At 38.8% G+C, this 14051-nt stretch carries 18 protein-coding genes; all 18 read right to left on the reverse strand.

Annotated features, from left to right (window positions below; genetic code table 11):
- Positions 1 to 781: chemotaxis-specific protein-glutamate methyltransferase CheB (cheB, locus tag WYK_RS10910; protein ID WP_040374531.1), on the reverse strand; the 781-nt coding region annotated here is incomplete at its 3' end.
- Positions 782 to 790: 9 nt separating this feature from the next.
- Positions 791 to 1657 carry a MinD/ParA family protein gene (locus WYK_RS10915; protein WP_040374532.1) on the reverse strand — a complete coding sequence of 289 codons (867 nt, stop codon included), beginning with the start codon at positions 1655 to 1657 and terminating at the stop codon, positions 791 to 793.
- A complete protein-coding gene (flhF, locus tag WYK_RS10920) occupies positions 1650 to 2804 on the reverse strand; it encodes a flagellar biosynthesis protein FlhF (RefSeq protein WP_040374533.1) in 1155 nt (384 codons plus the stop codon). Before flhF ends, WYK_RS10915 begins: the two co-directional genes overlap by 8 nt.
- Complete coding sequence (gene flhA, locus WYK_RS10925) at positions 2801 to 4831, reverse strand: flagellar biosynthesis protein FlhA (protein ID WP_040374534.1); 2031 nt, start codon at positions 4829 to 4831, stop codon at positions 2801 to 2803. Before flhA ends, flhF begins: the two co-directional genes overlap by 4 nt.
- 28 nt (positions 4832 to 4859) lie before the next feature.
- Positions 4860 to 5939 (reverse strand): flagellar biosynthesis protein FlhB, encoded by a 1080-nt coding sequence (gene flhB, locus WYK_RS10930; RefSeq protein ID WP_040374535.1) that lies wholly within the window; start codon positions 5937 to 5939, stop codon positions 4860 to 4862.
- Positions 5940 to 6716, reverse strand: a complete 777-nt coding sequence (fliR, locus tag WYK_RS10935) for a flagellar biosynthetic protein FliR (RefSeq protein ID WP_040374536.1) — start codon at positions 6714 to 6716, stop codon at positions 5940 to 5942.
- Between the two features lie 3 nt (positions 6717 to 6719).
- Positions 6720 to 6989 (reverse strand): flagellar biosynthesis protein FliQ, encoded by a 270-nt coding sequence (gene fliQ / locus WYK_RS10940; RefSeq protein ID WP_040374537.1) that lies wholly within the window; start codon positions 6987 to 6989, stop codon positions 6720 to 6722.
- 13 nt (positions 6990 to 7002) lie between these two features.
- On the reverse strand, positions 7003 to 7668 hold the full coding sequence (fliP, locus tag WYK_RS10945; RefSeq protein ID WP_040374538.1) for a flagellar type III secretion system pore protein FliP: 666 nt from the start codon (positions 7666 to 7668) through the stop codon (positions 7003 to 7005).
- Positions 7661 to 8257: a flagellar biosynthetic protein FliO gene (locus WYK_RS10950; protein WP_051387447.1), complete on the reverse strand. Its 597-nt coding sequence runs from the start codon at positions 8255 to 8257 to the stop codon at positions 7661 to 7663. Before WYK_RS10950 ends, fliP begins: the two co-directional genes overlap by 8 nt.
- Positions 8258 to 8334: 77 nt before the next feature.
- The gene (locus WYK_RS10955) at positions 8335 to 8697 is read right to left on the reverse strand and encodes a response regulator (RefSeq protein ID WP_040374540.1); all 363 of its coding nucleotides are present in this window, start codon (positions 8695 to 8697) and stop codon (positions 8335 to 8337) included.
- 17 nt (positions 8698 to 8714) lie between these two features.
- Positions 8715 to 9944 carry a flagellar motor switch phosphatase FliY gene (gene fliY, locus WYK_RS10960; RefSeq protein ID WP_040374541.1) on the reverse strand — a complete coding sequence of 410 codons (1230 nt, stop codon included), beginning with the start codon at positions 9942 to 9944 and terminating at the stop codon, positions 8715 to 8717.
- Positions 9934 to 10932: a flagellar motor switch protein FliM gene (fliM, locus tag WYK_RS10965; RefSeq protein WP_040374542.1), complete on the reverse strand. Its 999-nt coding sequence runs from the start codon at positions 10930 to 10932 to the stop codon at positions 9934 to 9936. Before fliM ends, fliY begins: the two co-directional genes overlap by 11 nt.
- Positions 10933 to 10969: 37 nt before the next feature.
- The gene (gene fliL / locus WYK_RS10970) at positions 10970 to 11398 is read right to left on the reverse strand and encodes a flagellar basal body-associated protein FliL (protein WP_040374543.1); all 429 of its coding nucleotides are present in this window, start codon (positions 11396 to 11398) and stop codon (positions 10970 to 10972) included.
- Positions 11388 to 11609: a flagellar FlbD family protein gene (locus WYK_RS10975; RefSeq protein ID WP_040374544.1), complete on the reverse strand. Its 222-nt coding sequence runs from the start codon at positions 11607 to 11609 to the stop codon at positions 11388 to 11390. The genes fliL and WYK_RS10975 overlap by 11 nt, the downstream gene beginning before the upstream one ends.
- Before the next feature lie 46 nt (positions 11610 to 11655).
- Positions 11656 to 12450, reverse strand: a complete 795-nt coding sequence (gene flgG / locus WYK_RS10980; protein ID WP_040374545.1) for a flagellar basal body rod protein FlgG — start codon at positions 12448 to 12450, stop codon at positions 11656 to 11658.
- 70 nt (positions 12451 to 12520) lie between these two features.
- Positions 12521 to 12907, reverse strand: a complete 387-nt coding sequence (locus WYK_RS10985; protein ID WP_040374546.1) for a TIGR02530 family flagellar biosynthesis protein — start codon at positions 12905 to 12907, stop codon at positions 12521 to 12523.
- 12 nt (positions 12908 to 12919) lie between these two features.
- Positions 12920 to 13555, reverse strand: a complete 636-nt coding sequence (gene flgD / locus WYK_RS10990) for a flagellar hook assembly protein FlgD (protein WP_040374547.1) — start codon at positions 13553 to 13555, stop codon at positions 12920 to 12922.
- 14 nt (positions 13556 to 13569) lie between these two features.
- A partial coding sequence (locus tag WYK_RS10995; RefSeq protein ID WP_161629127.1) for a flagellar hook-length control protein FliK occupies positions 13570 to 14051 on the reverse strand: 482 nt, incomplete at its 5' end.

Consider the following 14051-nt stretch of genomic DNA (forward strand, 5'->3'; position numbering starts at 1 on the left):
AATTTTTAACCTTTAAATGATAACCGCCCGGAGCTATATAGGCCGTTCCTTTTTTTAGAATCTCGCCATCTTCTGCTTCCTTGACCTGAATGGCCGATAACGTATCAAGCCGTTGAGACAAAGATTTTGTAAAACCTGGGGGCATATGTTGAACGACAAGAATCGGTGCATTTATTGATGCTGGAAGCATCGATAATACTGTTTGCAGCGCCCTCGGACCACCTGTTGACGTCCCAATCACTATGAGTTTCTTTTCACTTCCGGTTTTATACGGTATATGTTTGTGGGTAAGGAACTTTTGTTGCACGGTTTCACTACTTGATTCAACTACTGCCGGCTTTCTCTCACAATCATTCTGGGGCATGTGCAGCTTCGCAATATTTGCCGTACCGGCGCATAGTACTTTGGAAATCAACTCACTCTTAATTTTGTGTAAATCCAGTGAAATAGCTCCAGAAGGCTTGGCAATGAAATCAAATGCCCCTAATTGCATGGCAGCAAGGGTACTCTCTGTACCTTCCTGTGTTGTACTAGAAAGCATAATAACGGCTGTAGGACACTCTTCCATCATTACTTTTAAGGCATCGATGCCATCCATGATAGGCATTTCGACATCTAATGTAACCACATCCGGCTTAAGTTCCTTAACTTTCTTAATCGCATCCGCGCCATTTCTAGCTGTACCAACAATCAGAATGTTTGGGTCCTCGGTAAGGAAATCTTTAAGCAGTTTTCGCATAAACGCTGAATCATCTACAATAAGAACGGTAATTTTTTTCATTTTCTCGCCCTACTTTCCAAGAAAATATCGTTTTAAATTCCCTAGAAAATTTCTGTTTTTTACCGTCAAATCGTCAGAAAAGGATTGTTTAATAAAACGAGACGTAATTTCTGTAAGAGCTTTAGACACCCTGGCATTTGGTTCATAAAGGAGGAAAGGAATCTGTTTAGTTACTGCACGTGAAACTGTACTGTCATCCGGCAATAAACCGAGAGGAGAAATCTCCTTCAACAAAAATTTTTCTAGTGCATTTTGAAGCTTCCTAATTGTTTCCTTTCCTTCCTTTGTTCCTTCAGCACGATTACAGACTAAGTAAAATGGCAGAAGATTATTTATTGAATTTAAATATTTCATCATTGAATAAGCGTCCATGATTGCTGTAGGTTCTGGTGTAGTGATGAAAATTAATTCATCCGCACATAATAGAAACTTACTAGAATCTTGATTGATTCCTGCACCCATATCAAAAAGAATATAATCATAGTGTCCAAGTAACAGGGTCAACTCGGAATGAAATCGTTCAAATGAAGCTTCATCAAGTGAAAAAAGGGATGAAAGACCAGAACCGCCTGCAAGAACGGAGATGTTTTCCGGACCTGCCGTAATAATGTCTTTGAGAGGGATCTGCCGCTCAAAAAAATCAATAATAGTCAGCTCAGAATGTCTCCCCATTAAAATGTCTATATTCCCCATACCAATGTCCATATCAAACAACAGCACACGCTTACCTAGTCTTGCCAACGAGATGGCAAAGTTTAATGAAAAATTCGATTTCCCTACCCCGCCTTTTCCACTTACAATGGCTACTGCTTTAGCATGACTTGAGGTTCTATGTGATAGTAACTTCAACCGTAGATTCTCGGCTTGATCATGCATATCTCTTTTCTCCTAATATGGTTTTCACAATTAATTCTGGGCTTGCCTGTTCAATATCATTAGGTACATCCTGTCCATACGTTAGATACGCAACACCAAGCTGATGCTGATTAATAAAATTCAACATCGTTCCATACGTAGAGGTTTCATCTGCCTTTGTAAAAATCACCTGTTTAATCTCAATTAAGGAAAACTGCTGATAAATATCAGTCATATCTTTTTCCTTTGATGTCAACGAAAGGACAAGATAGGTTTCCATTTCCGTAGTAAAATCAATAACTCGGCTAAGATCTTTAACATATTCTCGATTTCTAAAATTACGGCCTGCAGTATCTATGAAAATCAAATCATATTCAGCAAACCGTTCTGCTGCGCGTTTAAAATCTTCTAAGTTGTATGCTACTTCAACCGGTACATTTAAAATCTCAGCGTATTTTTTTAATTGTTCAATAGCGGCAATACGATATGTATCAGTCGTAATAAAGGCAACCTTTTTATTGTGAATTAAAATAGAATCAGCTGCTGCTTTAGCAAGGGTCGTTGTTTTACCCACCCCAGTTGGTCCTACAAAATTAATGAATTTTTTTTGAAACGTTACTCCCCAATTAGGTATTCCTGACAGCTTGGCTACGAGTTCAGCATTTAACCAGCCGCATACTGTCCCTGCATCGCTTGTACCATGGTTTTCATGCCATTTGTTAACCAGCTTTTCTAATAATTCTTCATGTAAAAATGGATCCACTTCTTGTTCGATTAAGATCTTGCTTACCGGCTGTAAAGGAAGTGGATAAAACGTATTTGTCTTTCCCAAACCTTTCATCATGTTTTTTATATCGGCAATTTCTTTGACTAACTCAACTTGAGCAGAATCAGAACTTTTTAGCTGTTTTTCTATTTTTATTGAAGATGCAAGGTGTGCATCAGCCGGTTTATCAGGCAGCTTTTTTTGTTTTTGTTTTTGAATTGGCTTTTTAGAAGGTGGTTCAATCCCAGCGATAACCTCTATGCTGCGTTTTTTAAAGAAACCAATGAATCCGTGGGAAAAAACGGGTTTAGAGCTTAAAATAACCGCATCGCTGCCTAGTTCTTCCCTGATTTTTTTCATAGCTTCTGACATTGAAGAAGCTACATATTTTTTCACCTTCACTCCACATTCACCACCCCAACACTCTGAACTTCAACATTGGCTTCTAATTCATTATAGGAAAGAATCGGCACCTGTGGAAAATACCTCTCCATCATCTGTCTGACATACATCCTTACAGCAGGAGAACATAAAACGATAGGTGACTGCTCCATCAAGGTCAACTCCTCCAATTTTGATGCAATTGATTCAAGGATTACCTGTGAATCATTCGGGTCGAGTGATAAATAATTTCCGTGTTCAGTCTGCTGAACGGCATCAGCAATTATTTTCTCAACACGGCCAGACAATGTAACCACTTTTAGACTGTCATTGCCAACAGACAATGCGTTGGTTATTTGCCTTGCAAGGTTCTGGCGTACATATTCGTTCAATAAATCGGCATCTGAAGTGATTTTTCCATAATCAGCTAGTGTTTCAAAAATGATTGGTAAATTCCGTATGGATACCTTTTCCTTTAATAGCTTGGATAGAACCTTTTGTACTTCACCGATTGATAACGGACTGGGTGTGACTTCGTCTACGAGGATTGGGGCTGTTTCACGCAGATGGTCAATTAGCTGTTTCGTTTCTTGACGTCCTAACAGCTCGTGAGCATTCCCTTTGATAATTTCTGTCAGGTGGGTTGAAACAACGCTTGGCGGATCGACTACTGTATACCCCATCATTTCTGCGTTTTCTTTCATATCTTCTGCAATCCATTTAGCAGGAAGTCCAAAAGAGGGTTCAATTGTATCGATTCCTTCTATTGATTCATCATCGACCCCAGGGCTCATTGCTAAATAATGGTCGAGTAATAATTCACCCCTCGCCATTTCATTGCCTTTGATTTTTAATCTGTATTCATTGGGATTCAACTGAATATTATCCCTGATTCTAACGACCGGAATCACAAGTCCTAGTTCAATAGCCAGTTGACGTCTAATCATAACTACACGATCGAGTAAATCTCCCCCTTGACTGGCGTCAGCAAGAGGAATCAACCCATACTCAAACTCTATTGGGTCAACACTTAACAGGTTGACAACACTTTCAGGACTTTTCATTTCATCTGTTTGAATTTCTTCTTCTGTTTCTTCTATTTGTTTGATGTCCTGCTTTGGTGTTCTCGTAATCTGGTATCCGCCATACGCAATAATTCCTGCCAGCGGGATTGTGATTATCTCTGGAATTGGTGTAAAGAGTCCCAAGAAAAACATGGTTCCTGCCGTGACGTATAACATACTAGGATAAGAAAGTAATTGTGATACGATATCATTGGAAAGATTTCCTTTTGATGCAGCCCGTGTCACTGTAATTCCTGTCGCTGTCGAGATTAATAGTGCAGGAATCTGACTGACTATTCCATCACCAACTGTCAACATGGAAAAGTGTGCGGCTGCTTCGCCCATACTCATTTCAAGCTGCATGACACCAATAATCATTCCGAATATCAAGTTAATAATAACGATAATAATACCGGCAATCGCATCACCTTTAACAAACTTACTCGCACCATCCATCGAACCATAAAAGTCCGCTTCTCTGCCGACTTTTTCCCGTCTCTCACGTGCTTCTATTTCTGAAATCATGCCTGCGTTTAAATCTGCATCAATACTCATCTGTTTACCAGGCATCGCATCAAGTGTGAACCTTGCCGCTACCTCCGACACTCGCTCTGAACCTTTCGTAATAACAATAAAATTAATAATAATAAGAATAAGAAACACAACTAAACCTACTACTACATTTCCTCCGACAACAAAAGATCCAAACGTCTCAACTACACCGCCGGCTTCACCATGCGTCAGAATTGCACGAGTAGTTGATACATTTAGTCCTAATCTAAAAAGAGTCAACAGGAGCAAAAGGGATGGGAAAATTGAAAACTCCAGCGGCTCCCTCATATTCATCGTGTTTAACAATACAAGGAGTGCAAGAGATATATTTACTAAAATTAAAATACTTATTAGCCAGGTCGGCAGTGGTACAATTAACATAGCTACAATCATAATCACACCGACTAATACGGGTAAATCTCTTGCTGACATTCTCTTCTCTCCTCACCTGTGGCCGCGTTTATATTTTTCCTTTTGTCTTGTATACAAACGCGAGTATCTCCGCAACCGCCTTGAAAAATTCCTCAGGTATTGCCTGACCGATTTCAGCTTGATCATATAGTGATCGAGCCAAGGGGCGATTTTCCATCATAATAATGTCATGTTCCTTCGCCGCCAATTTAATTTTCTGTGCAACAAAATCGACTCCTTTTGCTACAACATATGGTGCATCAGATTTTTGTTCATCATATTTCAGGGCTATTGCAAAATGTGTAGGATTAGTTATCACAACATCCGCATTCGGAACTTCCTGCATCATTCTCTGCATGGCCATCTCTCGCTGTTTTTGTTTAATTTTTGATTTAATCAGTGGATCGCCTTCAATGTTTTTATATTCATCCTTGATATCTTGTTTAGACATCCGGATATTTTTTTCAAAGTCATATTTTTGATAAAGATAGTCAAGTAAGGATAAAAACAGTAATGCAGCGGATGCATATAATCCGACTCTAACTGTAATATCACCTATTGTCGCCATGGCAGCTGCGACTGTTTTCTGAGACAGGGTCATTATTTCATCCATCCGGCCCCAGATGACCCAAAATGTAACCAGACCAACGAAGGAAATTTTAAGGATTGATTTTAATAATTCAACAATAGCACGCAAAGAAAAAATACGTTTAAATCCTTTGATTGGATCAATTTTATCCAGTTTAAACTGGATAGATTCAGTCGAAAATAGGAAACCAATTTGTAAAAAATTCGAGGCTACAGCAGAAAGAAGCGCAACACCTAAAATCGGTGCCAGAATTTTCGCTATTTCAATAATCACCTCTGTTAACAATAGCAAGACACTTTCCTCAGTAACCGGCATCAGCATATATGAACGAAAGGCATGTCGTATTAACCGCAAAAATGCATCAAGCATAGAAGCACCGGTGACCATCAAGACCATAAAAACGGCGAGTAACGTGATTGCCGTATTAATATCCTGACTTTTGGCCACTTGACCTTTTTTCCGGGAATCCTGTTTTTTCTTTGGAGTCGCTTTTTCTGTCTTTTCTCCTGCGAAAAATTGCAAATCAAGGTTGAGTGCCATTTATGATCCTCCGATCAGCTGCATCAACCCTCTAAGCGTGACGAGCAAATAGTCAAATAGATGTTCTACAACCACCATCATCATTCCCATTACGACGAACAGCATCATAAAACTCGCTATAATCTTGACTGGAATACCGACAACAAAAATATTTAATTGCGGAACGGTTCGCGCGACAATTCCAAGTCCAACGTCGACTAAAAACAGACAGCCGACTACTGGTATAGACATTTGCAGCGCAATGATGAATGTTTGGTTAAAGGCTTTAACGAAGTATTCCATTAAGGCTTCATTACCAAATGGTACGAACAATTGATCCATTGGAACATATTGATAACTATAAAAGATCCCATCGAGTAATAAATGGTGACCATTCAACGAAAGTAATAAGAGTAAAGCGATAGTATATAAATACTGTCCAGTTAATGGACTTTGTGTACCTGATTGCGGATCAATAACATTGGCAATCGAAAAACCCATCTGAAAGTCAATGAAACCACCAGCAATTTGTACGACGGTCATAATCATAAAAGCTGCAAACCCTATGAACAAACCCACCAGTGCTTCTTTTAAAATAAGAAGAAAGTACACTGAATCTAGCTCTAATACCGGCGCATCTATCGAATAGTACATAATCCAGGCTAAGAATAAGCTAAGACCTAACCGATGTGAGGCTGGAATTGTCCGGTACGAAAAGAACGGCATCATAATAAAGAAAGCTGAAACTCGAACCAGCACTAATAAAAAAGCCGGAAAATTCTGTAGTAAATCCTCCATCTGCTACCCTACAAACCTATTTAAATTACTGAATATTTCATTAGCATACGATAGCATATGGCTCAGCATCCAAGGTCCAAAAATGACTAGACCGGCTAATACAGCAACAATCTTTGGAACAAAGGCAAGCGTTTGTTCCTGTATTTGAGTAGTGGCTTGGAAAATACTTACCAAGAGGCCCACACCAAGTGCAATAATCAGTAAGGGTCCACTCACAATAAGGACTGTATATATACCTTGTTTCGCCACATCAATGACTGTCTCAGGTGTCATGCTTATTCACATCCTAAAAGCTTTGTAGTAATGATTTCACAACTAAATACCAGCCATCCACAAGAACAAATAAGAGAATTTTAAACGGAAGTGAAATCATAACGGGTGGAAGCATCATCATCCCCATTGACATCAGAACGCTGGCAATGACCATATCAATCACTAAAAAGGGAATAAAAATCATAAATCCAATTTGGAAAGCCGTTTTTATTTCACTGATTGCATAAGCAGGCACAAGTGCCGTTAATGGGATATCTTGGATTGTTTTTGGTTTATCAATCTTGGCATAGTTTAAAAACAGTGCTAAATCCTTTTCCCGGGTATGGGCACTCATAAATTCTTTAAATGGTCCAGCAGCAAGCTCATAGGCTTCATCTAATTCGATCTTTTCTTCTAATAGAGGCGTCAATGCTTGTTGATTTACTTCTTGAAAAGTAGGCGCCATTACAAAAAACGTAATGAACATTGCTAGACCAACGATAACTTGGTTCGGCGGCATCTGCTGTGTCGCCAATGACGTCCTGACAAATCCAAGTACTATAACAATTCTAGTAAAACAAGTCATTAAAATTAAAATACTCGGGGCGAGTGATAGAACCGTCAGCATTAAAATGAGCTTAATAGAAGTAGAGACATTGGCGGCTTCACTGTTAGCAAACAGCTCCATAACATCATTCATCCATGTTTCTTCCTTTCTTATTGAGCACACCCAGCGCTTTTTTACGTTCTTTTGTCAGCTCAAGTACCTGCTTTTTAAATTGAGGAGCAAAACTCTTAGAGCTGCTTCCTTCTCCTTTTAATTTGTCTCTCCACTTTGAGAGAATATCGGCAGGACGAATCAATTGATCTATTTTTTGATTATGATCGTTAAGAATCTGTTCATACTCGCCTTTATCATCAATTTCTTTTAACAGCTGAATATTTTCCCCGACACCGACAACTAGAATACGCTGGCCAACCTTAATGATCTGAACAGAACGATTAGAACCAAGACTTGTTCCGCCTAAATTTTCAACCGTATTTGCCTTTTGGTATGCTTTGCTCTTTTTATTAACAAACTGAAGCAATAAATACAAAAGAACGATAACAAATATCAAAGCGGCAATCGTCCTGACAATGTCCCAAAAAGTTATGCCGATGTTTCCTGATTCATCACTTACTTCGGTCGTCTTTCCTTCAGCTGGAGCATCCGTTTTTTTCGGGGTTTCTTCTATTTCTGAATAACCATCTTTTACACTTTTTTCAATATTTTCTGCCTGAACCTGCATACCCTGCTGGCCGCAAAAAAGAACCAGCAGAATAAGAAGTATTTTTTTATAAGCAAGATAGGGCCACCTCTTAGCAATTAGCTTAATGTTTTATTAATAGCTTCAAGAACACGGTCCGCTTGGAAAGGTTTCACGATGAAATCTTTAGCTCCTGCTTGGATAGCATCAATAACCATTGCTTGCTGGCCCATCGCAGAACACATAATGACCTTTGCATTAGGGTTAATTTGTTTAATTTCTTTTAATGCAGTTATCCCGTCCATTTCTGGCATGGTAATATCCATCGTTACTAGATCTGGCTGTGTTTCCCGGTATTTCTCAACAGCTTGAACTCCATCAGCTGCCTCACCGACGATTTCAAATCCATTTTTCGACAATATATCTTTAATCATCATTCTCATAAACGCCGCATCATCAACGATTAAAATTCTGTGTCCCATTAGTAGTACCCCCAAATTTATTTATCTAAGTTTTTTAAGCGATCTGTCTGACTGACAATATCGGTAACACGTACGCCAAAGTTCTCATCAATTACGACCACTTCACCTGTGGCGATCAGGCGGTTATTTACTAATATATCGACTGGTTCTCCAGCCAGCTTATCCAGTTCAATAATTGATCCGGATGACAACTCTAGAATTTCTTTAACGGAACGCTGCGTCCTTCCAAGCTCTACTGTTACATTCAGCGGGATATCGAGCAGCATATTGAGATTACTAGCTTCATTACGCTCCATTTGATAGGGCTGAAAACTCGAAAAACTTGCCGGTTGTACATTAATTGGCTCACTTGCTGCGTTGTGTGAAGAACCAAAATGCTGCGGCTGTTCTGGGCGCTGTTGATCCCTTGTCTGGGTTTGAACACTATTCTGCATGGAATAAGCAGACTCATTCATCAGCTGATTTTGTTTTTGCTCTCTCTCTCTTTGGGTATCTATTGCTGGTTCCTTTGAGCCAGCAGGTTCTGTATGGTACTGGCTGCTGGTAGAATCATTTGATTCGACAGGAGGATTGGGATTAAGTAATTCATTAACCAAGCTCTGTGCAAAATCATACGGAAGCAGCTGCATTATATTAGAATCAATCAGCTCACCGACCTTCAGGCGAAATGATATTTTCACAAATAAATGATCGTTTGGAATGGACCCTTCTCCTTTACCATGTTCAAAATCAAGCAGATCAACACTTGGCGGAGAAATATCTACTTTCTTATTAAAAATCGTGGACATTGAGGTCGCAGCTGAACCCATCATTTGATTCATTGCTTCTTGAACAGCACTTAACTGGATTTCACCAAGTCCATCCGTTGTATTAGTACCTGTTCCTCCCAACATTAAGTCAGCAATAATTGCCGCATCACTTTGCTTAATTACAAGCAAATTAATACCTGAGAAACCCATTGTATAACTAACTTGTATCGCCACGTAGGGCTGTGGAAATTCATCCGCTATTTTTGTTCTTTCTACTAGAGTTACATTAGGTGTCGTAATTTCGACCTTTTGATTTAATAAAGTCGACAAAGCTGTAGCTGAGCTCCCAAAAGAAATATTGCCTATTTCACCAAGGGTATCTTGTTCCATTAAGGATAAGTAACTATCGATTAACTGTGTCTCACTATTTTCTAAATCGTCAGTACCTCGTAAAAGAGCATCTATTTCATCCTGTGAAAGCATGTCTTCACTCATCATCTTCGTCTCCTCCTTTCACAGTATCAATAATCTGGATAGCTAGTTTTTTTCCAACCTTACCTGGCTGGCCAATATATTTTGGAACCTCGCCTACTTTTATGGTAAGAGGCCGATCGATTCCCTGTTTCAATTCAATTACATCCCCCACTGCAAGTTGTAAAAAATCCTGAATCGATATCTCAGTAACACCGAGTTCAGCAGATAATGGCAATGATGCATTTCTAATTCGTTTCTCCAAGGTTAGACTTTCTTCTGGAAGTCGTTCCTTTTTAGAAGAGGCGAGCCAATAATGCGCTGACAGTCTTGGCATGATTGGTTCTAGGACAACATGAGGAATACAAATATTAATCATTCCACTTGTTTCACCAATTTGCGAGTTCATTGAAATGACAATAACCGTTTCATTGGGTGAGACCATTTGGACAAATTGTGGATTAACCTCAAATTCCGTTAAGACCGGTTCGATATCGGTTAAGGTAGCCCATGCCTCTTGTAGATTTTCAAATCCTTTTTCGAAAAGATTTGACATAATTTTCGTTTCAATTTCAGTTAAATTTTCAACCTTATTTGTACTGACACCTCTACCGCCAAGCACGCGATCCATCATGGCATAGGCAATATGAGGGTTAATCTCCATTACAATGCGTCCATCCAACGGTGGTACCTCGTAGACATTAAGAATCGTCATTTTAGGTATCGATCGGATAAATTCCTCATACGGAATTTGATCGACAGAAGCAACTGAAATTTGAACATATGTACGTAATTGAGCGGAAAAATAAGTTGTTAGTAATCTTGCAAAATTTTCATGTAATCTCGTTAAGCTTCTTATTTGATCCTTTGAAAAGCGTAAAGCCCTTTTAAAATCATATGACTTGACCTTTTTAACGGTATCTTCTTTTTTTAGTTCTTCTGCATCCATTTCTCCAGTAGAAATGGCAGAGAGCAAGGCATCAATCTCCGATTGCGATAATACTTCACTTGACAACAACGTCACCTCCAAAACTTATCTAGATTTCTGTAATTTATTGCAGGATTGAGGAGGTTATATATACTTGTTCGACCTTTCCATCTTGCATCAAGTGACTAATTTTCTCTTTTAATGTTAACTGGAATTTTTCTTTTCCGTTTTTCCCAGTAAGATCTTCTGCTTTCATTTCAGAAAGTTCAGTAATAATGATATTGTTCACCTGAAAATTTCTTTGTTCTAGTTCTTTTTTCGCTTTTTTGCTGTCAGTTTGAATAGTAAAGGCCATTCTAATGAAATCTCCGCTTGCAAGATTCGTTGTGACTTCAGGAATTTCAACCGACGCTTCCACGATTTCTTCAATAGAAGGAGCTTTCTCAGCCGATCCTTCTCCAGTATTCCTGTCAATGATCACAACAGCGACTATTCCAACAAGCGTAATGGATACGAGAATAATTAATAAAATCATAAGTAGTTTATTTTTCATGTTGTTCCCCCGAAATATCACGTAATCCTAGTACATTAACAGAACGATAAAAGTCGGTTATCAATTGGACGACTACTGTTTCTGCCTCACTCACGACAATTTTCTTACCGCTCGTAAACGTTATTGTCGTATCAGGAAGAGATTCGATTGTTTCAATGTACAAGGCATTTATAGAAAAACTCTTTCCATTTAATCGTGTCACATTAATTATGATTTATAGGAGCTCTAGGGTAACTAGAGCTCCTCCCTCCCTTACCTTATCGTTTTAAGTTTACTAGTTCTTGTAAAATTTCATCAGAAGTTGTGATAATTCGAGAATTGGCTTGAAAACCACGTTGAGCAACAATCATGTCGGTAAACTCTTCAGATAAATCGACATTGGACATCTCTAGAGAGCCACTAGTAATCGTGCCATGACCTGCACTACCAGCAATATCCTTTTTCGCTGCACCAGAATTACTCGATACTTCGAATATGTTATCCCCAGACTTGGTTAGACCTGAAGAATTATTAAATGTAGCCACAGCTAGTTGTTGTATTGGTAGTTTAGCACTCCCGTCTGCACCAATGATGTTGATTTCTCCTAGTTTCCCTATAGTAAAGCTTTGTGCATCACTAGGGATCGTGATTTCATTGTTATCTTTATCTTTTACCTTTAATCCTTCTGAATTGACCAGTTTACCATTCTGATCCAAATAAAAGTTTCCTGCGCGGGTATAATATTCTTTCGTTCCATCACTTACGACAAAATAACCATCTCCATTTACTGAAAGATCTAATGAACGGTTAGTCGTTTGTTGACTTGAATTTGTATGAATCGTATCAATGGTCGATAATTTCGATCCAAGCCCCACCTGCATCGCATTTGTACCACCACGAGTAGTTGAACCTGCGCTTGCACCTGCAACGGTCTGATTCATTAAATCACCGAAGGTCACCCGGCTTTTCTTAAATCCGTATGTGTTAACATTGGCAATGTTATTACCGATTACATCTAATTTTGTCTGGAAGTTTTTCATTCCGCTGATTCCTGAATACATTGAACGAAGCATATAAGTGCTCCCCTTTCTTTTATGGCTGCTTCAATCATTCCACAGCCTCGGCCCCCTTTTCAGGTCCAGCCTACAGATCCAATAGGATCGTTCCGTTTATATTGGTGAAAATCTGGGATGATGCTTCATCCCGTCCCATGGCAGTAATGACGGTGTTGTTTTTAGCACTAATGACTAGTGCGGCATTTTGTGTTATGACCAGAGAATCTGTTACACCCATTTTCTTTGCTTCTCTAACTTTATCTTCAATCTTAGACCAAGTTAATTGATCTATTTCTATATTTCTTTGTGTCAGTCGTTTTTGCGCATGTTTACTGACTGAAAGTGCACTGCTCTTAGTATCGACAGCGGACTGTAAATGCTTAGCAAATCCTTGTTGAGCCTGTTGCTTTACCGATGTTTTTGGAGGCAGCAGAATCGGATTGCTGGATAATGGTCTGAAAACAGTTTTCTCCATATATCCTCCTATTTACGCTTTGGCAATCTTCGTAATTTGATTGGATGTAATTTTCGTATCTGATCCATCCTCCAGAATTAATTGGGCTTTTCCATCTTTCATCTGAACTGCCTTAACTATTGCTGATGTTTCTTCATTTTGATCATTTAAATAAGAAATTAACTTTCCAATTAGTTCACTTGCAGACATTAAACTGCCAGTAGAACTAGTTTGCTTGACTTCCGATATATTACCCGGCTCAAGTGATGTTCCATCTTCTAGAATAAAGTTAACACTGTCCCCTTTGAATTGAATGGACGAAATTACACCCGTTCCTTCTTGTATAATCGGCTCACTGCCTTCACTTTCAATAATGTTATGCCAAGTAACTTCTTTACCAACGAATTGGTTATAGGATATTAGAGAATTTTGCTGCTGCAGTGATACAAACTTATCTAATGTAGTGCTTATATTCGAAACCTGTTCAAGGGAAGAAAAAGTCGCCATTTGGGAAATAAACTGCGTATCGTCCATTGGACTTGTCGGATCCTGATTTTGCAGTTGTGTCATCAATAACTTAAGAAAATCATCTTTACCTAAGTTATCTCCTTTTACTTCTCGTTGTGCAGTTTGATAGGTAGATAGTAAATAAGATGTATCGATAGCCATAATTATCTCCCTTCTTAAATCTCATAGTTTACAAGCGCTTCTGCAAAACGATGAGTAAATTCATTTTGTGTTTCTTCACTATCTTCTTTTGGCTGCTCCTTTGATTGCTGTCTCTGCTGTTGAGATTCAGTATCTCTTGGAGTAAATCGTTCTTGAAAAGAAGTAGTTTGTGTTATATCAATTTTGTCAACCTGTATTCCTTGAGCTGCAAAAGATTGCTTTAATGCTTGAAGCTGTGTTTCGAGCATCTCTTTGCCTTTTGAAGTAGTAGCCATAATTCTTGCTGTTAATCCTGTATCTTTTTGAATGATTTCAATACGCAGAGCACCGAGATGTTCTGGGTTCAACTTAATCAACAGCTTTTGCATTCCGTTTGTTCCAGTGAAACTCGCTTTATTCATAATTTTCTCGAACTGTTTAATAAATTGCTCCTGATCGATTGGCTGACCATTTTTTTCTGTTGTTAACATATATTGCTCAAGCTTGGACATTTGAA

This window comes from Peribacillus psychrosaccharolyticus ATCC 23296 (assembly GCF_000305495.1).
Classification (GTDB): Bacteria; Bacillota; Bacilli; order Bacillales; family DSM-1321; genus Peribacillus; species Peribacillus psychrosaccharolyticus.

Coding starts and splice junctions, on each gene's coding strand:
- WYK_RS10915 (WP_040374532.1), bottom strand. CDS start 1,657: ATGCATGATCAAGCCGAGAATCTACGGTTGAAGTTACTATCACATAGA.
- flhA (WP_040374534.1), bottom strand. CDS start 4,831: ATGTCAGCAAGAGATTTACCCGTATTAGTCGGTGTGATTATGATTGTA.
- flhB (WP_040374535.1), bottom strand. CDS start 5,939: ATGGCACTCAACCTTGATTTGCAATTTTTCGCAGGAGAAAAGACAGAA.
- fliR (WP_040374536.1), bottom strand. CDS start 6,716: ATGGAGGATTTACTACAGAATTTTCCGGCTTTTTTATTAGTGCTGGTT.
- fliQ (WP_040374537.1), bottom strand. CDS start 6,989: ATGACACCTGAGACAGTCATTGATGTGGCGAAACAAGGTATATATACA.
- fliP (WP_040374538.1), bottom strand. CDS start 7,668: ATGAATGATGTTATGGAGCTGTTTGCTAACAGTGAAGCCGCCAATGTC.
- WYK_RS10950 (WP_051387447.1), bottom strand. CDS start 8,257: ATGCAGGTTCAGGCAGAAAATATTGAAAAAAGTGTAAAAGATGGTTAT.
- WYK_RS10955 (WP_040374540.1), bottom strand. CDS start 8,697: ATGGGACACAGAATTTTAATCGTTGATGATGCGGCGTTTATGAGAATG.
- fliY (WP_040374541.1), bottom strand. CDS start 9,944: ATGATGAGTGAAGACATGCTTTCACAGGATGAAATAGATGCTCTTTTA.
- fliL (WP_040374543.1), bottom strand. CDS start 11,398: ATGAAAAATAAACTACTTATGATTTTATTAATTATTCTCGTATCCATT.
- flgG (WP_040374545.1), bottom strand. CDS start 12,450: ATGCTTCGTTCAATGTATTCAGGAATCAGCGGAATGAAAAACTTCCAG.
- WYK_RS10985 (WP_040374546.1), bottom strand. CDS start 12,907: ATGGAGAAAACTGTTTTCAGACCATTATCCAGCAATCCGATTCTGCTG.
- flgD (WP_040374547.1), bottom strand. CDS start 13,555: ATGGCTATCGATACATCTTATTTACTATCTACCTATCAAACTGCACAA.